A 19,797-nucleotide genomic window follows, 5' to 3' on the forward strand; every position below is an offset into this window, starting at 1 on the left:
TATGTCCGTTTTAGTAAACAAAGATACAAGGTTAATATGCCAGGGTTTTACTGGTGCGCAAGGTACATTTCATTCAGAGCAAGCAGTTAGCTACGGAACAAAAATGGTTGGTGGTGTAACTCCTGGCAAGGGTGGTAGCACTCACCTTAACTTACCAGTTTTTAATACTGTAGCAGAAGCCAAAGAAAAAACTGATGCGAATGCCACGGTAATATATGTACCTGCTAAGTTTGCAGCTAATGCAATACTTGAAGCAATAGATGCAGAGATAGAGCTAATAGTTTGCATTACAGAGGGCATTCCTATACTTGACATGGTAAAGGTGAAGCATGCTCTTGCTCGTTCAAAAAGTAGATTGATTGGTCCTAACTGCCCGGGAATTATTACGCCCGAAGAGTGCAAAATAGGGATTATGCCTGGCCATATCCATAAGCGTGGACATATAGGGATTATGTCTCGTTCTGGAACTTTAACTTACGAGGCAGTAGCACAAACGACCGCTGTTGGTCTTGGTCAATCCACGTGTATCGGAATTGGGGGGGATCCAGTTCATGGTATGACATTTGTCGACTGTATGGAGCTCTTTTTAAAAGATGACGATACTCATGGTATTGTAGTTATTGGTGAAATAGGTGGAAACGAAGAAGAAGATGTATCACATTTTGTGAAAACAGAAAAAACTAAAAAGCCAATCGTTGGTTTTGTAGCAGGTCAAACAGCACCTCCAGGAAGACGTATGGGACACGCTGGAGCAATCATCTCTTCCAGTGGTGGAAGTGCTGGTGCAAAACTAGAAATTATGCGGAGCGCCGGGATTGCAATTGCTGAAACCCCTGCAGTGATTGGTAAGAAGGTATTGGAAGTAATGCATTAGTGCCTAATCTAAAACGCAGCTGTACGAACGTTGTGATTTGAGGAGCAGTTTCTGCTAGAAAGGGTGTCACTCAAGTAGCTGACACTGGTTCACTCTATAATGGTGTCATCCGAGTAGCTTGACTACTTGGATCCAGGAAAGTTTGCTTGTAAGCAAGCAAACTGATTTGGTGAGTATAAAAGTATAGCTAACGCTGACTCTACGTCATACCGCGATTCATTCGCGGTATCTCATCCGCTAACACGTAGCGGGATACTTGACCTTTACAGGGATGACGGTTGTCGGTAGGCCTAAATTACTTTAGTCATAAATATTAAGAAATTTACCAAACAAAAAAAAGGCAAAAGAAGCCCCATGGTTGGATAGTTATTTATATGTACTTCAAAATATTGGCGTTTTTTATTCTAAACGCTGCAATTTAGCTGCTTTTAAATGCGACTAACCTAAATTATAAACGTTAAGAAATTTACTGAGCGGAAAAAAAGGCAAAGAAACCCTAGGGTAGCTAGTATTCAAATTCTCCCTTGTCTATTTGACGTCTTTTACTGTCTTAAACGCTTTATAAGCGCGTTTCAGCTTATATAGTTAGAAACCTAGAAGTTTTATAAAGACATGAGGTGCACATAGTGCAAAAATTAAGCATGATTTACGCCAAATACATTAAGTTTTTTGTCATTAATCCACTGCAGAGATTGCGAAGATAAATAAATAGCTTCAGTGTTATGATAAGGGGGCTGGCGGAGTTTGTAAAGTAATTTTTTGTAGCTCTCATGGTTTTTGGATTCTAACTAACGTCACGCGCTGGAATAACACCCTTGGTGGTAACAACTAAAGAAAAATATCAACTAGGTTTATAATCTATCACTACCGTGTTTGCAATTTTGTCATGAAAAGCTTGTTTATGTTCATCATCTACTGCACATACTAAAACTAGGATTAGTATAGCTAAAAGTAAAATAGGATTATAAAGCGATATACAGTAAATTATGAAAAAAGCGATGGTTCTTTTTATTGCTTGTATTAGAGTGATCTGCTCAAGTGTATCTTTGTCTCTTACACGCATGCTAAATAACAAGTGCCCTAGAGTGCCGCCAAATTTTACTAGCATGAATATATGAAATATACATGGTATCATTAAAAATAAAGAAAATACAATCGTGGTGATTACAATTATTGCACCCATGATCCCTTGTATTACGTGTGTAAGTGAGAAACCTACCGCCATTAAAGCAAATGGTATTGCGATAAATAAAATACAATCAACTATAAATGCTAGAATACGCCTTGTCATTTTTGAGTAGTTTACGTTTTTATCCATACACTGCCTATAAAGAAAAATATCAACTAGGTTTATAGTCTATTACCACTGTTTTTGCAATTTTATCATAAAAGGTCTGTTTACGTTGGTCAAATATTGCAAACATTAAAACTAAAGTTAGTATAATAAAAAGGCATCCAGAAACATAGCCAGGCAGAAGATAAGACAGAAAATTATAAATAACCCAAATGCCTTCCCTAAAAATGTATCTTATTGTTGCTTGCATTAGAGTAACGTTTTTAAATGTATTTGCATCTTTTATACGTACGCCGCACAGTAGTCTTCCTGGAGTGCAACCGTACTTCGTTATTGTTAATATATTAAATACTATATATGTTATAAGCAGTGTTGCCATAAGGATTATCCTATGGGTAGATATATCATCTACATCGTAATTTAGAAAAAGGAGTGAAACAAGTGCTATTATCATCCATAAAACACCGTCGATCGCACATGCTGAAACTCGCCTCAGAATCCCTGCATAACTTACTTTAGTATCCATACTCTGCCCATGTTCTACTGTGACATAACTAGTATAAAAATATGTTATTAAATAACCGTAAATATACTAATTTGGATAATACTAGCTACTTGTGCCACTCTGTTATTTGAATTAATATTAAATCATTTATAACTAGGAAAGTTATGTCAACACCAATCACAGTTGCATATGGTGATGGTATCGGACCAGAAATCATGGAAGCGGTGCTGTCGATATTGCGCAAAGCGGAAGCAAAAATCTCAATAGATATTATTGAAATAGGTGAGCGTGTTTATAGTAAGGAATGGTCTCACGGAATTTCTCCAAGTGGTTGGGAATCAATTGAAAGGACAAAAATATTATTAAAATCTCCAACAACAACTCCTCAAGGTAAAGGCCACAAGAGCTTAAATGTTGCACTCAGAAAAAATCTAGGGTTGTATGCAAATATCAGACCATGCGTTTCATATCATCCTGTTATAGAAAATAAATTCGATAAGTTTGATATCGTAGTGATACGCGAAAATGAAGAGGACGTTTACACCGGAATAGAGCATAGGCTCACTGGTGATTCTTACCAATGCACTAAAATTATTACTAGATCTGGCTCAGAGAAGATATGCAGGTATGCTTTTGAATACGCGAAAAAACACAACAGAAAAAAAGTAACTTGCCTGACTAAAGACAACATAATGAAAATGACTGACGGAACTTTCCATGCAGCGTTTGATCGCATTGCAAAGGAATACCAGGACATAAAGGCAGAACATTATATAGTTGATATTGGAATGGCACGTGTTGCCACAGAACCGGAGAATTTCGATGTTATAGTAACTGAAAATCTATATGGCGACATATTATCAGACGTAGTGGCACAAACCTCTGGATCTGTGGGACTCCCTGGAAGTAGCAATATAGGTAATGAATATGCGATGTTTGAAGCGGTTCATGGTTCTGCTCCTGATATTGCAGGAAAAAACATAGCTAATCCTTCTGGTCTTTTAAATGCTGCAGTGCATATGCTAATTTACATAGGTCAAGTGGGTACTGCAAAACTAATCTACGATGCATGGCTGAAGACTTTAGAGGATGGAATACACACTGCCGATTTGTATAAGGAGAAAAGAAGTAAACAGAAAGTTGGTACAAAAGAATTTGCAGAAGCTGTTATAGATAATCTAGGAAAGAAACCTGCAACATTACCTGAGCTTATAATTAGCAGTGGTTCAGATAGTAAAATAAATAAAGTACAAGACAATTACGAACAAGATTACAAAGTTAAAAAGCTAGTGGGTAGTGATATAACGCTTGCTTGGGACAAATCCAGCAATTTTGATCAAATAGTAGGATTAAATAATCTGCAAATGATAGCAATATACTCAAAAGGACTGGCAATTTGGCCAAGAAGCTCAAAATCTTCAAGCGATCAAATAACCTGTAGGTTTATCGCAAATAATGAAAAGAAAACTATTACAAATATTGATGTGAATAACTTGCTAATCAAACTCGAAGAAAATAGCTTTGACGTGGTGAGAATGGATAAGTTGTATTTATATGATGGGAAAGAGGGGTTCTTTTCTTAATTCTTTAAAAGAGGTGTGATAAATGAAATGGATTCAAAAAAAGTAGAATTGATATTTGAAAAGTTTCAACAATCAAATCCTATACCGAAAATAGAGCTAAATTATACCAATCATTTTACGTTATTAGTTGCAATAGTTCTATCAGCGCGGACAACCGATGTCAGTGTTAATAAAATTACAAAGGAGCTATTTAGTATCGCTGATACGCCAGAAAAAATGCTGAGCTTTGGACAAAATGAGCTGAAAAAATGCATAAGCAGTATTGGTTTATATAATTCCAAAGCAAAAAACATAATCGGGCTCAGCAAAATATTGATTGAGCAGTACAATAGCAAAGTGCCTACTGATTTCGATGATTTGGTATCTTTACCAGGGGTTGGGAGAAAGAGCGCTAATGTGTTCTTAAATTCAGGACTTGGTATTCCAACATTGGCAGTTGATACTCATGTTTTTAGAGTAAGCAATAGACTTGGACTTGTGAGAGAAAAAGATGTGTTTAAAACAGAGCAATCTCTTTTAAATGTAGTTCCAAAAGAATACCTGCTTTATGCTCATCACTGGCTAGTTTTGCATGGTAGATATGTTTGCAAAGCGCAAAAGCCTTCGTGTGAAACGTGTATAATTCATGATTTGTGTGAGTTTGAATGCAAAAGGTATAAAGTCTAGCACACTATGATCCCTTTCTTGTCACTCCGATATTCCTTCCTTTTATCATCCGAGTAGCTGACGCTGGGATCCAGGTTGCTCATAAGCAAACTATAGTATTTTCAAAAGCGAATGATAAAGGTATAATATGTTTTTTTAAAGTAGGGAAAGCGATGGTATATAGTGTAGATTTAAGGGAAAAAGCAGTGTCTTTGGTAGAAAAAGGAAAGTCAAAGGTTGAAGTTGCAGAGGTTTTTGAGATAGAAACTATATAGATGGCTAAAAAAGAAAGCTACTGGCCAAGGTCTCAAAGCGGTAAAAAGTACTGGTTTTATTCGGAAAATAGACCCAAAAATACTTGTAGACTATGTTAAAAAACACCCAGATCACACACTAGCAGAAATGAAACAAAACCTTGGCTTTGGAATAAGTGCAATTTGGTATAGGTTAAAACAGCTAAAAATAACCTTAAAAAAAGTCACATTCTATCAAGAGCGCAATCAAGAAGATAGGCAGCAATTTATCGATAAAGTCTCAAAAATAGACCACTGTAGCATTTTATATATAGATGAAGCAGGAGTTGATAATAGACTATACCGAGAATATGCATGAGCTCCAAGAGGAGAAAAAATATATGCTGATGTTCCAGGAAAAAAGTGGGAAAGAGTGAGTATAATAGGTGGATGGATTGAAAAGAAGTTTATTACACCAATGACCTTCACAGGAGGGTGTAATAAAGATGTATTTAATGTATGGTTAGAGCGAACCACAATTGCAGGGAGTGTTAAATAAACTGTGTCAAACCGAAAAAAAGTAATAAATTGATATAAAAAAATGGAGGTTTGACAATGAGTCAGAAAGTAGTAAACAGAACTACCGGTTTGGTAGATTATAAAGAATTAGAAACAAATATCCTGTCGTCTATACGAGAAGGAAGACCGTTGACAGGAAGAGATGGAGCATTAACACCGTTTATAAAAAAGTTGCTGGAGGTAAGCCTGGAAGGTGAAATAGAAAACCACTTGTCGGCTGAAAGCGAAGAGAATAATCGAAGAAATGGGAGGAATGCAAAGACTTTACGTACAAGCGCAGGGTCATTTGAGCTTTTGACGCCAATAGATAGGGAAGGAAGTTTCGAACCACAAATAGTCAAAAAAAGGCAAACAAACTTACATCCAGAGCTTGAAACGAAGATTTTGAGCACATTTGCCAGTGGTATGGGCTATAGAGATATAGTGTCACATGTTGAGGAAATTTATGATCACAAAATATCGGCGGCAGAGATATCAAGTATTACTGACAAATTGCTACCAGTAATCAACGAATGGCGTAGTCGCCCGCTGCAGTCTGTATATCCGATAGTTTTCATGGTTTTTTAAAGTCAAAGAGGACGGGCATTGCGTAAGTAAATGCATGTATAACATATTAGGCATAGATCAAAATGGCAAAAAAGAAGTATTAGGTTTTTATTTGGCTGAAAGTGAAGGAGCTAACTTCTGGTTGGGAGTGCTAAATGACCTCAAAGAAAGAGGAGTAGAAGATATCCTTATTGCCTGCGTTGATGGGCTGAAAAGCTTTCCTGCAGCTATAAACAGTGTCTTTCCTAATGCGGAAGTGCAGATGTGTATAGTGCATCAGATACGCAACTCACTGAAGTATGTGGCCAGTAAAGATGCGAAGAGTTTTTTGAGCGATTTAAAGAAGGTATATCAAGCTTCAAGCAAGGAAATTGCCGAGAATTATCTGTTGGAATTGGATGAAAAATGGGGCACAAAGTACCCTATGGTTATAAAATCTTGGCAGAATAATTGGGAAAACTTGTCTGGTTATTTTAAGTATTCTGGTCCAGTTAGGAGGATAATCTACACCACCAATCCCATAGAGGGGCTACATAGGCAAATTAGGAAATTCACTAAGACCAAAGGCTCATTTACCAGCATAAATGCCTTGTATAAGCAGGTATATTGTGCTATAAAGAAGGCAGAGGAAAAGTGGACGATGCCTGTACATGATTGGGCATTAACTATCTCTCAACTTGATGTTTTCTTTCCTGGCAGATTGAAAATTGAGTTGAACTAAAAATGCGGTTTGACACAGTTTATTTAACACTCCCTGCTTAAAGCTTAGTGTATTCTGTTATATTGATTTGGCTGCTTTACAATTGAAGCAATGTGCTGTGAACTACACGCTTCTTTTATATTGCTTCTAGGAGGAGATGATGATGCTTGAACTTGAGGTGTAGTGCTGCTTGCAGGATTCAAGTTTTTATTTTTCTTTTGCTGATGATAGTTCCATGCTTCTTGAACGGTTTGATGTGTAGGTTCTCCATCATTATAGTTTCCTCTCACAGAGTTTGAGTTTATGTCTTTCTTTTGCGGAGGATAATTCGATGCCTCTTCACGAGTCTGGAATATAGGCTCTCCATCATTATAGTTTGAGTTTATATTTTCCTTTTGCAAACCAGCGTTCAATAATTTCGATATCTCTCGCCCTAGCTGATCACCTTTATAATTATTGTTAAGATCTTTGATTTTCTCTTTTTTCTCGATTATTTGAGCTAAGGACTCGACAATAATATCTTTGTTTATTCTTGAAGCATCTATTGGCTTACTTCCTTTGACAGTAATTTCACTACTTCCTTGCTTATTACTTACATTATAGCCCTGCCCTTCAATTTTTGTTGCCACTTCTCTTCTAAATAAATTGCAAATAGCATTTATTACCTCTTGAATACAATCTTTAAAAAAAGCTTTGATTGCTTTAAATTCCTGTGCTAAGGAGATAGTCTCAGTGTATACTTGTTTTTTATTCTCACCATCAGTAACCATACCATCACTTGATTTCCTTTTTTGAGGAAGTGATGGTGATGCACTCTTATGTATAGGCTTTGCTTGCACTTTTAATGCACTCTTAATATCTTCAAAATTTTGGTATATACACTTTCCTCTGGCACTATTTTTGATGCCTTAAATCCCTCTATTACTCGATCCGAAGCATCTTTTATTATCTCCTGAACCTTTTGAATATCTATTTGCTTACTCCCTTTGACAACAATTTCTTTTCTGTCCTTATTGCTCACACCATAGCCTTGCTCTTTGAGTGCCCTTATCGCCTCCTCTTTAAACAAGTCTTGAACACTATGTACTTCTTTCCTTAATTTATAACCATTGTTAATAAGAACAGACTTAATTGTCTCCATTTCTTTCTCTAAGGAAACAGTGCTTTTATTAATCTTAGCATATAGCGATTCTTGTTCCCTTGAGTTTTCATAATTTGGTTCTTGTATCAAACTGGTATTGATAAACTTTTGTACCTTTCCTAGATAACCAACATTTTTATCCTCTTTAGGTACTCGCACACCTTCAAATTTGATTTTTTGTATCTCTTCAATACTCAGCCCATTTTTTTCAAGCCATTCCTCTCTTTTACTCATTGATGCAACAAACTCATTAATCTTTTGAATATTTTTTACATCATCATCAACTAGCATGACAGTTTTTGGCAACTCACCATGTTTATCCTTATACTCCACAATTGCCTTACAGATGTGTAAATTTTTTCCAACTTGATTTTTTTGTTCTTTGAGACCTTTTGGAAGCTCATTATCATAATCTCCTGGAAACCCACCAAATACAGAAATACCGCCTGCTTGTTCTTTAGATAAACCCAAATGATTCTCTACAACCCTTCTCACAGCGTCTGAATATCCTGTATACGATGCGATATTAACTTTCACTCCATTTGAAAGTGCAGATTGCAACACAGATTTTAATGTCTCCTTATTTTTTACTCCGCCTGTATTCTTTAGAAAATTTCCTATATCAGTATCGTTCACTGCATATTCTGCACCAGAATTGAAATCACTTTTTTTGAACCCGGAGTGTTTACCGGAGAAAATATTATGCATGTGTCCATTAGTAATAGTGTTATCAAAATCAAATATTAATAGGGTATTATTTCCTTTAGCCATATCTTCACCTCTAATCCTTACAAATCATATGGGTAGAGACTAACATTAATAGATTAATTATTTATTATAACCTTTCTAATTAATAGTGTGATAAATAAAGTAAATATAACAAGAAGTAAAAATCAACGGCATAAAGAAAAGACTTAAAGAGAGGCCAAATCAAAGTGCAATGGTATTTCACTAATCCAATTATTTTTCTCTTGATCTAGCCTATCATCCAATATTGCCTGCCTTATAGATGCCATTAACTTATTCATGAAGAAAACGTTATGAATGGTAACGAGTGTGTAAGCCAGGAGCTCTTTAGCTTTCAGTAAATGGTGTATATAAGCTCTTGAATGCTTTCTGCAGGTAAAACATAAGCAGTCACTTTCAATTGGGTTATTGTCCAGCTCGAATTGTTGATTTCGCAAATTAATATGCTCTTTGCACTTTGAAGAAATAGAATCTCTATTTTTTACTTTAATAAGCGCACCACCATGCCTTGCTAAACGGGTTGGATGCACGCAATCAAACGTATCAATTCCAAGACTAACTCCGCGAAAGATGTCCACAATTCCACCAATACCAAGCAAATGAGTAGGCCTATCTTTTTTCAGATGGTCCATAGTGAAAGAAACTACATCGTACATCTGCTCTTTACTTTGACCAAGTGATCCACCTATTGCTTGACCAAAAAATGGCAAATCGTTAATAAAATTACAACTTTCTCTACGTAAATCTTGATATACTCCGCCTTGACTAATTCCATACAGTGCCTACTTGCCATTATTGTTTTTTTCAAATTCATTTAAAGAACGTTCAGCCCATTTGTGGCTCATGAGCATTGATTTTGCTGTGTATTCTTTGCTTATGTGAAATGGAGTACATTCATCTAAGACTAAATCTGCACCTAGTTTCTGTTGAATTTGTATAGACTTTTCAGGAGTCAAGCAATAAGTTTTACCATTAATGTAAGAACGAAAAATTGCCCCATCCTCATTAATTTTGATCAGAGTTTTTTGTTTTTTTCTTATTCCTTTTATCTCTTCCGAAACTGATCCGTGCCCTAAGCTAAATATCTGGTATCCACCAGAATCAGTGAGCATTGGTCCACTCCATCCCATCATCTTGTGCAAACCACCAAGTTTTGCTACGGTATCTTCCCCTGGTTGGAGCATTAGGTGATAGGTGTTGGAAAGTATTATCTGAGTACCTGCTTCACTAATTCTCTCGATATCTGCAGCTTTAATTGCAGCTTTTGTTGCACAGAATATAAAAGCTGGTGTTTCTACGCTTCCATTTGGAGTTTTAATTATTCCAACTTTTGCAGAACCTGATTGCTTGATTATCTTGAATGCAAATTCTTCTTTCATCTATTTGCCTGAAAGTTCTGTTATGATGTTTTCTACTTTCTCAGGAGTAAGATTTTCATAGAAGTCATTATTGATCTGCACAACGGGAGCATTAACGCATGCACCTAGGCATTCAACTTCTTTTAAAGTGAACAAATTATCTTTAGTAGTCTCACCGATATTGATTCCAAGTTTTTTTTTAAAGGTATTTAAAACTTCTTCACTATTGCACAACCAGCAAGGAGTTGTTCTACAAATTTGTATTAGATATTTGCCTACTGGTTTTAAATTATACATGGTGTAAAAATTTGCCACTTCATATACACGAATATGTGGAATATGCAGCATATCAGCAACATAACGCATAGCAGATTCAGAAACCCATCCGCATTGCTCTTGAACCAGGTATAGTAAAGGCATGACAGCACTACCTTCTCTACCTTTGGGATACATCTCTATAAACTTTTCCGCTTTCTTAAGGTTTTCTGATGTAAAACTAAACTGCTCTTTTTTTTCTATCATTCATGAGACTCGTGTAAACTTTACAGATTATACCTGTAGAACCAATGATTGCAATTGTTGGTTTTTTGAGAAATAGCATTTTGCAGTATCATACTACCCATACTGCCCAACTTGTAAATTCTTTTGGCTTGGCCATAGGATCCAGTTAAAAAATCTGATCATGCTCTAACTTCAATTGTTTCATAAGTTTGTTTTAGTAAATCTCAATTATTTTAGCTACAGCTAACTACTTTAAAAAAATGCTTAAGAAATTATAGTATATTATTTATAAATACACTATCCTTGACATTTATTATAAATGTTGTGTATGATAAACTATATTTATTAATATGAGGTTAAACTATGAGTAAACAATTAAATTTATGGATAAAAGAAACTGGTGAAGAGAAATTTAAAAATTTTCTCACATCACTAGATAAAGAAAATCTTCAAAAGCATGCCACAACTATTTACAGAAATTACGAACAAAGTTACAATGAAAAGTATTTCATGTACAACAAAATTGGTTCTGGTGCAGTAGTAATAGGATCTTGTGCTCTCATTCTGCTATCTCGATATTTCGATCTAAGAGAAAAAGTGCAAAAACCACTTGAATACATGGCACTTGCAGCAATTGTTATCTTTGGAGTTGGATTTCTATACTCACTTTATCAAGAACATGAATATAAAGCCTCCAACAAAAAGGGAGAATATGTATCAGATCAAGAAAAACATAAGGAGCTTCCTGAGGTTCAAACAATTATAGATGAGCTAAAGGCAGAAGCCCTATTAGGGAGTAAAAAAGAAATTTAGCCAAAACTTAAGATTCCGCTACTTGTTAGCGGAATCTGCATAAGACATAACGAATAAAAATTTACCTTTAAATATAGATTATAGGGTTTTGAGAACTCTACCTTCCTTTCATCTATAAAACTTCTTAGCCATTTTCGAGCCTATACTTACTTTTTAGTATAAAATAAAGACGTTAATTTTTTAATTTTAGTTAAAATTTTCATTGACATTAACACACAGGAGTAATCATAATAGCATTTTATTAATATTTTAAATAAAATTATGTCTATATTAGGAAGATTGCTCGGGATCAACTCAAATACACCGGAAGTTAAAGAAGCGGTAGGTTTTAACCCAGCAAACGTAGGGTTGATTGAAGGAGATGGAGTCGCTTATGGACTTAGCTATCAAGATAATGGTAATGGGAGCAGTAAAGTAAAATTACTTATTAGTCCATTATATCAATCAAAAACATACGAATGGGGTACAAATGTCAGCGTAGTAAATGAATTCAAAGATCAATTGTCTCTCACATTAATAGAAGATTCAGCTGAAACAGATAAAGTTGGAGTTATCTTTCCTACAGAAGAAATTAACAAAAAAGAAAAATGCATCAAAGGCTTAACATTCAACACTTACGAAATCAAGCATTCAATTAATGTTTCCTTACTTGAATACGTAGGAAAAGTAAAATTATACAAGAACATTAATAGAGATAGTCTTGCAAATGAAGACAATAGCTACTTTTAACCAAAAGCAGTAAAAGTTGGTAATGGTAATGTTATTGTAATTGCTCATAACTTAAAGGATCAAACTTTAGTTTCTTGGTATTTACAATCAGACACAAATGGAAAATTTAAGGTTTTGCGTGAAAAAAACGGTCTTATAGAAAGAAAATTATTCAAATTTGATAATCCAGGGCAATTAGTACTAGATGAAAATACGATACTTTATTCGCAAGTGAGAAAAAATAGTATTGAAAATCAAGAAGTAAGAACAAATATTTTTAAGTTCGATATGGCTAAAGTGGTTAAGGATCTAAAAAGTGGCAAGAAAGATGAATGTTTGCTTAGTAAGAGATGTCAGATAGATAATAAAGCACTATCTCTTTCCAGAGAATATGAAATAAGCTTTTTACAGTATGTGAAACGAACTGAAGGCAATGATCTAGTTGCCTTTCTTGCAGAAGACCGGTTGTCTGATAAACAAACGTTACATTTAACAAGTCTTGTTAAGAATGGATCAAAATCGAACTTTACTATTTGCGAATTTGCAGATTCTATAGAGCAATTGTACGTTAAAGACAATGGTCAAGACAGTTTTATTGTAACTGCAATAAGTGAAGAAAACATCGCAATTTTCAATCATCAAAGATTTGAAAAACCTTCTAAGGTAACAATAATACCGGCAAGTAGTATCAAAACTCTCAGTGATTTTGTTGATATCATTAACGGTCGATTGACACCTGATATCATTTCTAGTAGTACCGTGGCTCCTGTAACTATTACAGAAACGGTTGTGACTTCTAAGAAAACGCTGACTGCTGCAATTACTAGCACAACAGAAACCGACACTGTAAAGACTACCAAATTAACAACAGAAGCATCAACTACCGTTGCACCTACTTCTACAATAAGTAAACCTTCAACAGAGTCAACGACTCAAACAAGTACAGTAACAGTGGAGCCAACAACAGAAGCCGTTGCACCTACTTCTACAATGAATAAACCTTCAACGGAGTCAACGACTCAAACAAGTACAGTAACAGTGGAGCCAACAACAGAAGCCGTTACACCTACTTCTACAATGAGTAAACCTTCAACGGAGTCAACGACTCAAACAAGTACAGTAACAGTGAAGCCAACAACAGTAGCAAAAACAACTACTACTTCACAAGTGACCACGGTTGCTACAACGTCAACTAGTGTGCCAATAATAAACTCAGAGAAAACTATACAAACAGTATTTAGTATACCAAGTACTAGAACAAAAGAGTCAACAACTCCTATATTTACCACGACTTTACTTCCTCAACCTACTTCTTCACCACAGCCTACTCAACTTGCTATAGGGTCTAATAGGGCAGGAATGATAGGAGGATCTTTGATTGGAACAATAGGTATTGCTGGAATTATAGGATTTATAGCATATAAATGTATTAAGAAATATCACGGTTATTATAATGCTGCTCATGTGTTAGAATTAGCTGATTTGGAATCGCATTCAAATAGCAGCAATGAAGAAATTTTTTTCACCCATAGCAGAACAAGCAGTGATAATAACATATCTATACAAACTACGTATCAATCTGAAACAATGCTAGACAGTATATCGGTAGAAAGTAGTAGTAGGTCAAGAAGTAGCTCATCGTCTTCAGGCGGTGGACCAAGCTCTTGACTGACTGAAGCGGAGTCTAAAAGTGAAAAAAGCTTATCTTGGGATAGCGATGATGTGCCGGAATATCACCTTTAGCTATTTGTCTGAATGTTTTTAATATGTAGACTGTTAGGAAATTGTCTTTTGCTTTTGTGATTTTCATGTTAAAGTATAATTCCTGGGTGAAATAAGTAGCTGCTGTTGTGTGATAAACATAGCAGAGGAAAGTCCGGGCTCCAAGGAAAAATAGTGACGGGTAACGCCCGCCGGAGGTAACTCCAGTTATAGGGCTACAGAAAATTACCGCCTAAAATATTTTAGGTAAGGGTGAAAAGGTGTGGTAAGAGCACACCATGGCAATGGCAACATTGGTAGTCGAGTAACCAACACTAGGAGCAAGATTAAATAGAAGTAGATTTTATGTTTTTCTCATATCTACTCGGGTAAATCGCATGAGGTAAATGGTAACATTTACTCCAGATAAATAGCTACATAAACAGAACTCGGCTTATATTTCACCTAGGCGTCACATGATACGTGCGATATAAGCCATGCTATATTTAAGTGTAGGCATTTCATGCGTTGTCCTTCACTTGTTCTGCTTGATAGCCATCACTACTTTCGCCTACATTAACATTAGAATATTCTTCATCATCAATATACTCTTTCAGAACATACCCTCTGCCCCAAACGGTTTCTATGTGGCTTTTTCCATCATTTGCACTTTCAAGTTTCTTACGTAATTTGCACATAAAAACATCAACTATCTTGTTATCTGAAGGTTCATCTAAGCCATTGTAAAGATGATTTAAGAACATTTCTTTTGTTAGTACTGTTCCTTTACGCAGTGCTAGCAATTCTATCATAGAATACTCTTTATTAGTAAGGTGAACCGTTTTACCTTTCACCTCAACAATCCTGTGATCAAAATTGATATTTATATTACCAATCTTTATCACCGATTCAGGATGGCCTTTAGTACGACGCACTATGGCCTTAATTCGAGCTAATAACTCGCTTTTATGAAATGGCTTGGTTAAGTAATCATCTGCACCATACCCAAGCCCTTTAGCTTTGTGATTGACAGCGGATATACATGAAAGTATTAAGACAGGAACTTTGATTTTTGCACTTCTTAGTCTTAACAATATATCATATCCGTCAATATCACCAGGCAAGTGTATATCTAAAATAACTAGGTCATAGTAATCTCCGTTTGAGGAAACCATATTATTGTTATAATCTTGTGCAGAAGTAACAACGTCACAGAAGTGTCCATCAGAAGTTAAGGCATTAACCACAGTCTTTGCACTTACTTGATCATCTTCGATTAATAATATACGCATATTTTACACCCCATAAATAATTTATAATTTTAGTAATATATATAACTAAGGAAAGTAATAAATCAAATCTTTATTAACAAATGATCAAAATTACACTTATTAATTAATAATAAATATATTGTTCCAAAGTTATATAAATAGATCTAAAATATAATAGATATACCATGGTAGTAATAATATTTTTAGTAAATATTGAATTAAAGTTACTATTATTAAAAGAATACTTCGGTTAATAAATATTTAACTATTCTATATGTCTGTGTTATATTTTTAATTTACTTATCCTACTGTTTTAAAGTATAAGTAATACTTTCAGGAATATTGTGTGGCAATATCAATTTTAGGTGCTGGTGCATGGGGTACAGCAATCGCAATTTCACTCAGTAGTAAGAAAGATGTGATTTTGTGGACTCGCAATGAAACTACATTTGAATCAATCAACGGGAAAAGAGAAAGTGACAAGCTACCCGGTTGTCGAATTTCTGATAATGTGTCAGTAAAATTGGCTATTGAAGACACAATTAATGCTTCAGTAACAATCCTCGCTGTTCCCACTCAATCTCTGAGGGAGGTATGTCAGCAATTGCATAATTGTAATCTGAAAAAAGATGTAGCAATAATTTTAGCTTGTAAGGGAATAGAAAAGTCTACATTAAAATTACCTAGTGAAATAGTAAATGAAGTTTTACCTAACAATCCTATTGCTATTTTTTCAGGCCCTAGTTTTGCTGTAGAAGTTGCAAGAAAATTGCCCTATTCAATGGTTCTTGCATGCCGAAATAACATATTGGGTTCAAAGCTAGTATCAGAACTACAGCAAGAAAATGTTAAATTACGCCTTAGTAGCGATGTTATAGGGATACAGGTTTGTGCAGCGTTAAAGAACGTTTTTGCTATAGCGTGTGGGATTGTTCTAGGTAGTAAACTTGGGTTTAATGCTCATGCAGCATTGATTACGAAAAGTGTAAGCGAAATTAAGGCTTTATACTCAGCAAAAGTTGGTAACGGTAATGTGGATATAAATACACTACTTGGACCGGCATGTCTGGGTGACCTAATTATGACATGCACATCCTTGAATTCAAGAAACCTATCTTTTGGGTTTAAAATAGGTAATAGTGACAATGGCTTTAATGTTCAGCAGATTTTGTCAGAAGGCAAGTCAGTGATTGAAGGTTTTAGCACTGCTGAGCCCATATTTAATTTAGCAAGAAAGCTAAAGATAAAAATGCCTATATGTGAAGCGGTCTATAGATTATTGTATGAAAGCGCCTCTATAGAGGATACTATTTCTGTTCTTGTAAATTAGTTTTGTACTTTGGTGTATTGTGAAATTTTTATATAAATTGATATCAACATGGTGGCTGTCTGGCACAGTAAAAAAAATGCCAGGTACCATAGGCAGCTTAGCTTCTTATCCAATTGTTCCTGTGATACTGAGTGACAGAATTTTAGGTGCAGCAATTATTTTTTTTTTATTTTTGATTGGACTATGGTCTATAGGCAATTATATAAAACACTACAAGACTTCATGTGATCCAAAAGAGGTAGTAATTGACGAAGTAGTTGGTCAATTGCTGACAATACTTTTAGTTTCGATATTGTTAAGCCAAGAGATGAATTGCTCTTCATTGTTGTTGTGCTTTTTTTCTTTTAGGTTTTTTGATATAATAAAAACGTCGCCTATAAATTTGATCGATAAAAATACCAAAGGTCCTTTAGGTGTTATGCTAGATGACATTATAGCTGCAATTTTAGCCTGTGTTCTTATAGGAGCCTTTTATTGTTTATTGTTGATGTATGCAGGATAAAAAAATTTATTATTCAAGCTTAATTGTTCAAAATTTAAAGGATTATATACTGTACACAGCGAATTTATCTGAGTGGGAAGTACACGATGAATTTGATAACGTTACATTTACAATAAATGGTACTAGGGAGTCATTATTTAATTTTGTGTTCTGTGGAGATCAATGTACCGAGCTTTCTATACAAAAAACTCTAGATTATCTCAGAACAAGAGATATAGAAGCAACATGGGTAATAAATTCACATATGAAAATAAGAGATATTTTAGAAAAGTGTGAAATAAAACACGTTAGCACACCAAAAAAAGCTTTACTTAATATGAAAAATTACTTTTTACCTGCTGATGTTATTCCAAACTTGAGGTTAAATGCTGTAAATGGTAGCGACCTCTTAGAACAGTTAGATTTACACACTTCTAAAATTTTTTATCATGGCGTTGGAATTGTCAGCACATTTTTTCGCGGATTATCAAATTATGATGATAAAAACTCAAGATTAAGATTTTTTCTTGTAACACTAAATAGTGAAATTATTGGGACATGCGGTCTTTATGTTCAAGACAGTGTAGCTGGTTTTTATAGTGATGGAGTTTTACCAATTTACAGGAATCGTGGAATAGGTACCCAAATGGTTTTAGAAAGAATAAAGATAGCTAAACAGCTTGAATGCAAATATATAGTAGCACATTGTATGAAACCTTCTGTAAACCTTTATAAGAGATTGGGCTTTCAGATGTTAGGCAATCTTTACTTATATAACTCTTCAGCATAATTCTGAGCGGTTACAAGTTTTTACATCTGTTTTAGAAGTGCTATGTTTTTTTTGTATGAAGTGGTTTTAATATTGATTCTAATATTATTCTTTCTCTCTTATTCTAAATTAAAAATTAGTAATAAGATTAAGAACTTACAACATCGAAATGTTATCATAAATAATTTAATTGATACTGTGAATGATGGGTTTTATATTTGGGATGCAAAAAAGCGTATAGAAAAGTTCTCTCCCAACTTACTAATTTTGCTTAATACTGTTTTTTACTCATTTAATGAGTTTGTGAATTTTTTTGAGCAATCAGAAAGTTTAATTAAAAATTTTGCTGAGGCAAAGGAAATAAATAAATCTTTTACTCTAGATTTAAAGTCAAAAGAAAGTGAGGTTTATTGCATATGTTATGGTAGAAGCATAATAGATGATTCTAACAATGTGATTGGTGTGCTGTTATGGATAAGGAATGTCTCAGACTGTAAAATAAAAGCTCACGGACTTGAGCTAGAAAATAGTAAGCTTACACAAGAAGTGGAGAGCTATAAAAATGTTTTCAACTCTTTACCATTTCCAATACTAAAATATAACAAGAATAGAAAGGTAGAATTTTATAATTTGTTTTATGATAAATATGTAGATGGCTCTAAGAAATTTGCTATTACCAGTAGCGCTCATAGCACAAAACCAGGAAGGCATGTCGTAACTTACAAGAACGAACCTAAGGTTTTCGATTTTGTTAAAATTCCAATACAAGGTTCTGGTAGCATAGTAATGTATGGGAAAGATGTTAGTGATGCAGAGAAATTATATACTGAATTAAACAGTTATTTAGCTACACAGAAAAATTTGCTTGAGAGGTTGCCGGTTGCTATAGTAATATATAGTAAGAATCAAAAGCTAAAATTTTATAATAATGCTTTCATAAAAACCTTTCAATTTGACCCAAAATTTTTGGCATCTTACCCAACTTATCATGAAGTTATGCTTTACCTCTTCGAATCTAAAAAGCTTTTAGAAAAAGAGGATTTTCAAACTATTAGTAACCAAAGACATGAGTTATTCAAAAAATTATTTGCATCGTATGATGATACGATGCATTTCACGAATGGAAAAGCGTTCAGGGTATTAACAATACCCTACGCTTCGGAAGGTTTGCTGTTCTCTTACGAAGAATGCAAAAGATGATACTTAAACTCCTTCTTTCTCTACCATGAGCTGTTTTACTTTCGCTATTGCTCTTGCTGGATTAAGTCCTTTAGGACAAGTTTTTGTGCAATTCATTATTGTATGACAACGATACAACTTGAATGGGTCGTTTAAAACATCAAGTCTTTCACCTGTCTTATTATCACGGCTGTCAGCAATCCATCTGTAGGCTTGTAATAGTATTGCTGGTCCTAAAAATTTATCACTATTCCACCAGTAGCTTGGGCAACCAGTCGAACAGCAAGCACATAATATACAGTCGGACAAGCCATCTAATTTTTTTCTATCTTCAGGAGATTGAGAGTATTCTTTATTTGGTAGGGCAGGCTTATCTGCTTGTAACCAAGGTTTAATTGATTTGTATTGCTCATAAAATTGGCTCAAGTCCGAGACTAGGTCCTTTATCACATACATGTGAGGTAATGGATATATTTTTACATCACCTTTTATATCGTGTATAGATCTAGTACATGCAAGAGTATTGGTTCCGTCAATATTCATGGCACAAGATCCACATATGCCTTCTCTACAAGAACGTCTGAAAGTTAAAGTCGAATCTATTTCATCCTTTATTTTTATTAATGCATCAAGTACCATAGGGCCACAACTATCCATATCAATAAAAAATGTGTCTATTCTAGGGTTTTTCTCGTCATCAGCAGACCAACGGTAAATTTGAAATCTTCTGATGTTTTTTGCTCTAGCAGGAATAGGATAAATTTTGCCCTTTTGATTAATTTTAGAATTCTTTGGCAAAGAAAACTGAACCATATCACTTACCTTTTATTGTTTATAGC

General features: G+C 34.7%; 19 protein-coding genes, 1 other RNA gene and 3 pseudogenes. 15 read left to right on the plus strand and 8 right to left on the minus strand.

From position 1 onward, the window contains the following. The first annotated feature begins 1 nt into the window (after position 1). Positions 2 to 874 (plus strand): succinate--CoA ligase subunit alpha, encoded by an 873-nt coding sequence (gene sucD / locus OOK87_RS02645; RefSeq protein ID WP_264687984.1) that lies wholly within the window; start codon positions 2 to 4, stop codon positions 872 to 874. 841 nt (positions 875 to 1,715) lie between these two features. On the opposite strand, the gene OOK87_RS02650 is transcribed toward sucD, so the two are convergent. Together OOK87_RS02650 and OOK87_RS02655 are read right to left on the minus strand one after the other, a co-directional pair. Beyond that, positions 1,716 to 2,192 carry an RDD family protein gene (locus tag OOK87_RS02650; RefSeq protein ID WP_253309324.1) on the minus strand — a complete coding sequence of 159 codons (477 nt, stop codon included), beginning with the start codon at positions 2,190 to 2,192 and terminating at the stop codon, positions 1,716 to 1,718. Between the two features lie 22 nt (positions 2,193 to 2,214). Then, entirely contained in the window at positions 2,215 to 2,694 is a 480-nt protein-coding gene (locus OOK87_RS02655; protein ID WP_264687985.1) for an RDD family protein, read from the minus strand. Between the two features lie 143 nt (positions 2,695 to 2,837). Between OOK87_RS02655 and icd the strand changes: the two genes are divergently transcribed. From icd to OOK87_RS02685, 6 genes and pseudogenes are all read left to right on the plus strand, one after another. Continuing rightward, entirely contained in the window at positions 2,838 to 4,256 is a 1,419-nt protein-coding gene (gene icd / locus OOK87_RS02660) for an isocitrate dehydrogenase (protein WP_264687986.1), read from the plus strand. 27 nt (positions 4,257 to 4,283) lie between these two features. Next, the gene (gene nth, locus OOK87_RS02665) at positions 4,284 to 4,922 is read left to right on the plus strand and encodes an endonuclease III (RefSeq protein ID WP_253309321.1); all 639 of its coding nucleotides are present in this window, start codon (positions 4,284 to 4,286) and stop codon (positions 4,920 to 4,922) included. A gap of 152 nt (positions 4,923 to 5,074) precedes the next feature. After that, a complete protein-coding gene (locus tag OOK87_RS02670) occupies positions 5,075 to 5,176 on the plus strand; it encodes an IS630 transposase-related protein (RefSeq protein ID WP_253309320.1) in 102 nt (33 codons plus the stop codon). Positions 5,177 to 5,228: 52 nt separating this feature from the next. After that, a pseudogene (locus tag OOK87_RS02675) lies at positions 5,229 to 5,513 on the plus strand (IS630 transposase-related protein); the annotation flags it as partial. A 54-nt stretch (positions 5,514 to 5,567) separates the two neighbouring features. Continuing rightward, positions 5,568 to 5,693 carry a hypothetical protein gene (locus OOK87_RS02680; protein ID WP_264687987.1) on the plus strand — a complete coding sequence of 42 codons (126 nt, stop codon included), beginning with the start codon at positions 5,568 to 5,570 and terminating at the stop codon, positions 5,691 to 5,693. Positions 5,694 to 5,749: 56 nt separating this feature from the next. Continuing rightward, positions 5,750 to 6,980, plus strand: a pseudogene (locus OOK87_RS02685) (IS256-like element ISWpi15 family transposase). Between the two features lie 44 nt (positions 6,981 to 7,024). Here OOK87_RS02685 and OOK87_RS02690 read toward each other — a convergent pair. The 4 genes and pseudogenes from OOK87_RS02690 to nuoE form a co-directional block, all read right to left on the minus strand. Next, positions 7,025 to 7,798 carry a hypothetical protein gene (locus OOK87_RS02690; RefSeq protein ID WP_264687988.1) on the minus strand — a complete coding sequence of 258 codons (774 nt, stop codon included), beginning with the start codon at positions 7,796 to 7,798 and terminating at the stop codon, positions 7,025 to 7,027. A 2-nt stretch (positions 7,799 to 7,800) separates the two neighbouring features. Further along, positions 7,801 to 8,871, minus strand: coding sequence for a hypothetical protein (locus OOK87_RS02695; RefSeq protein WP_264687989.1), 1,071 nt, complete (start codon positions 8,869 to 8,871; stop codon positions 7,801 to 7,803). Positions 8,872 to 9,014: 143 nt separating this feature from the next. Then, positions 9,015 to 10,226: pseudogene (tgt, locus tag OOK87_RS02700) on the minus strand (tRNA guanosine(34) transglycosylase Tgt). Then, on the minus strand, positions 10,227 to 10,727 hold the full coding sequence (gene nuoE, locus OOK87_RS02705; protein ID WP_253309317.1) for an NADH-quinone oxidoreductase subunit NuoE: 501 nt from the start codon (positions 10,725 to 10,727) through the stop codon (positions 10,227 to 10,229). 342 nt (positions 10,728 to 11,069) lie between these two features. Here nuoE and OOK87_RS02710 point away from each other — a divergent pair, with 342 nt between their 5' ends. From OOK87_RS02710 to rnpB, 4 genes are all read left to right on the plus strand, one after another. After that, the gene (locus tag OOK87_RS02710) at positions 11,070 to 11,519 is read left to right on the plus strand and encodes a hypothetical protein (protein ID WP_264687990.1); all 450 of its coding nucleotides are present in this window, start codon (positions 11,070 to 11,072) and stop codon (positions 11,517 to 11,519) included. A 261-nt stretch (positions 11,520 to 11,780) separates the two neighbouring features. Further along, positions 11,781 to 12,248 (plus strand): hypothetical protein, encoded by a 468-nt coding sequence (locus OOK87_RS02715; RefSeq protein WP_264687991.1) that lies wholly within the window; start codon positions 11,781 to 11,783, stop codon positions 12,246 to 12,248. Positions 12,249 to 12,362: 114 nt separating this feature from the next. Further along, positions 12,363 to 13,895 (plus strand): hypothetical protein, encoded by a 1,533-nt coding sequence (locus OOK87_RS02720; RefSeq protein WP_264687992.1) that lies wholly within the window; start codon positions 12,363 to 12,365, stop codon positions 13,893 to 13,895. A gap of 158 nt (positions 13,896 to 14,053) precedes the next feature. After that, an RNA gene (gene rnpB, locus OOK87_RS02725) (RNase P RNA component class A) lies at positions 14,054 to 14,400 on the plus strand. A gap of 49 nt (positions 14,401 to 14,449) precedes the next feature. Here rnpB and OOK87_RS02730 read toward each other — a convergent pair. After that, on the minus strand, positions 14,450 to 15,220 hold the full coding sequence (locus OOK87_RS02730; protein WP_096616586.1) for a response regulator transcription factor: 771 nt from the start codon (positions 15,218 to 15,220) through the stop codon (positions 14,450 to 14,452). A gap of 325 nt (positions 15,221 to 15,545) precedes the next feature. Between OOK87_RS02730 and OOK87_RS02735 the strand changes: the two genes are divergently transcribed. The 4 genes from OOK87_RS02735 to OOK87_RS02750 are packed head-to-tail and all read left to right on the plus strand — an operon-like array spanning position 15,546 to position 18,979. Further along, positions 15,546 to 16,529: an NAD(P)H-dependent glycerol-3-phosphate dehydrogenase gene (locus tag OOK87_RS02735; protein ID WP_253309313.1), complete on the plus strand. Its 984-nt coding sequence runs from the start codon at positions 15,546 to 15,548 to the stop codon at positions 16,527 to 16,529. Positions 16,530 to 16,548: 19 nt separating this feature from the next. After that, a complete protein-coding gene (locus tag OOK87_RS02740) occupies positions 16,549 to 17,031 on the plus strand; it encodes a phosphatidylglycerophosphatase A family protein (RefSeq protein WP_264687993.1) in 483 nt (160 codons plus the stop codon). Further along, the gene (locus tag OOK87_RS02745; RefSeq protein WP_253309312.1) at positions 17,021 to 17,800 is read left to right on the plus strand and encodes a GNAT family N-acetyltransferase; all 780 of its coding nucleotides are present in this window, start codon (positions 17,021 to 17,023) and stop codon (positions 17,798 to 17,800) included. The genes OOK87_RS02740 and OOK87_RS02745 overlap by 11 nt, the downstream gene beginning before the upstream one ends. Before the next feature lie 42 nt (positions 17,801 to 17,842). Then, positions 17,843 to 18,979, plus strand: a complete 1,137-nt coding sequence (locus tag OOK87_RS02750; RefSeq protein ID WP_264687994.1) for a hypothetical protein — start codon at positions 17,843 to 17,845, stop codon at positions 18,977 to 18,979. A gap of 3 nt (positions 18,980 to 18,982) precedes the next feature. On the opposite strand, the gene OOK87_RS02755 is transcribed toward OOK87_RS02750, so the two are convergent. Continuing rightward, positions 18,983 to 19,771: a succinate dehydrogenase iron-sulfur subunit gene (locus tag OOK87_RS02755; RefSeq protein WP_253309311.1), complete on the minus strand. Its 789-nt coding sequence runs from the start codon at positions 19,769 to 19,771 to the stop codon at positions 18,983 to 18,985. Positions 19,772 to 19,797 lie beyond the last annotated feature (26 nt).

Source organism: Wolbachia endosymbiont (group A) of Sympetrum striolatum (assembly GCF_947250715.1).
Taxonomy (GTDB): Bacteria; Pseudomonadota; Alphaproteobacteria; order Rickettsiales; family Anaplasmataceae; genus Wolbachia.

What these genes read in the sequence shown, in the direction of transcription:
- OOK87_RS02710 (WP_264687990.1), top strand. Translation starts at nt 11,070, where the DNA reads ATGAGTAAACAATTAAATTTATGGATAAAAGAAACTGGTGAAGAGAAA.
- OOK87_RS02750 (WP_264687994.1), top strand. Translation starts at nt 17,843, where the DNA reads ATGTTTTTTTTGTATGAAGTGGTTTTAATATTGATTCTAATATTATTC.
- nth (WP_253309321.1), top strand. Translation starts at nt 4,284, where the DNA reads ATGGATTCAAAAAAAGTAGAATTGATATTTGAAAAGTTTCAACAATCA.
- sucD (WP_264687984.1), top strand. Translation starts at nt 2, where the DNA reads ATGTCCGTTTTAGTAAACAAAGATACAAGGTTAATATGCCAGGGTTTT.
- OOK87_RS02670 (WP_253309320.1), top strand. Translation starts at nt 5,075, where the DNA reads ATGGTATATAGTGTAGATTTAAGGGAAAAAGCAGTGTCTTTGGTAGAA.
- OOK87_RS02745 (WP_253309312.1), top strand. Translation starts at nt 17,021, where the DNA reads ATGCAGGATAAAAAAATTTATTATTCAAGCTTAATTGTTCAAAATTTA.
- OOK87_RS02650 (WP_253309324.1), bottom strand. Translation starts at nt 2,192, where the DNA reads ATGGATAAAAACGTAAACTACTCAAAAATGACAAGGCGTATTCTAGCA.
- OOK87_RS02755 (WP_253309311.1), bottom strand. Translation starts at nt 19,771, where the DNA reads ATGGTTCAGTTTTCTTTGCCAAAGAATTCTAAAATTAATCAAAAGGGC.
- OOK87_RS02655 (WP_264687985.1), bottom strand. Translation starts at nt 2,694, where the DNA reads ATGGATACTAAAGTAAGTTATGCAGGGATTCTGAGGCGAGTTTCAGCA.
- OOK87_RS02715 (WP_264687991.1), top strand. Translation starts at nt 11,781, where the DNA reads ATGTCTATATTAGGAAGATTGCTCGGGATCAACTCAAATACACCGGAA.
- icd (WP_264687986.1), top strand. Translation starts at nt 2,838, where the DNA reads ATGTCAACACCAATCACAGTTGCATATGGTGATGGTATCGGACCAGAA.
- nuoE (WP_253309317.1), bottom strand. Translation starts at nt 10,727, where the DNA reads ATGATAGAAAAAAAAGAGCAGTTTAGTTTTACATCAGAAAACCTTAAG.
- OOK87_RS02730 (WP_096616586.1), bottom strand. Translation starts at nt 15,220, where the DNA reads ATGCGTATATTATTAATCGAAGATGATCAAGTAAGTGCAAAGACTGTG.
- OOK87_RS02695 (WP_264687989.1), bottom strand. Translation starts at nt 8,871, where the DNA reads ATGGCTAAAGGAAATAATACCCTATTAATATTTGATTTTGATAACACT.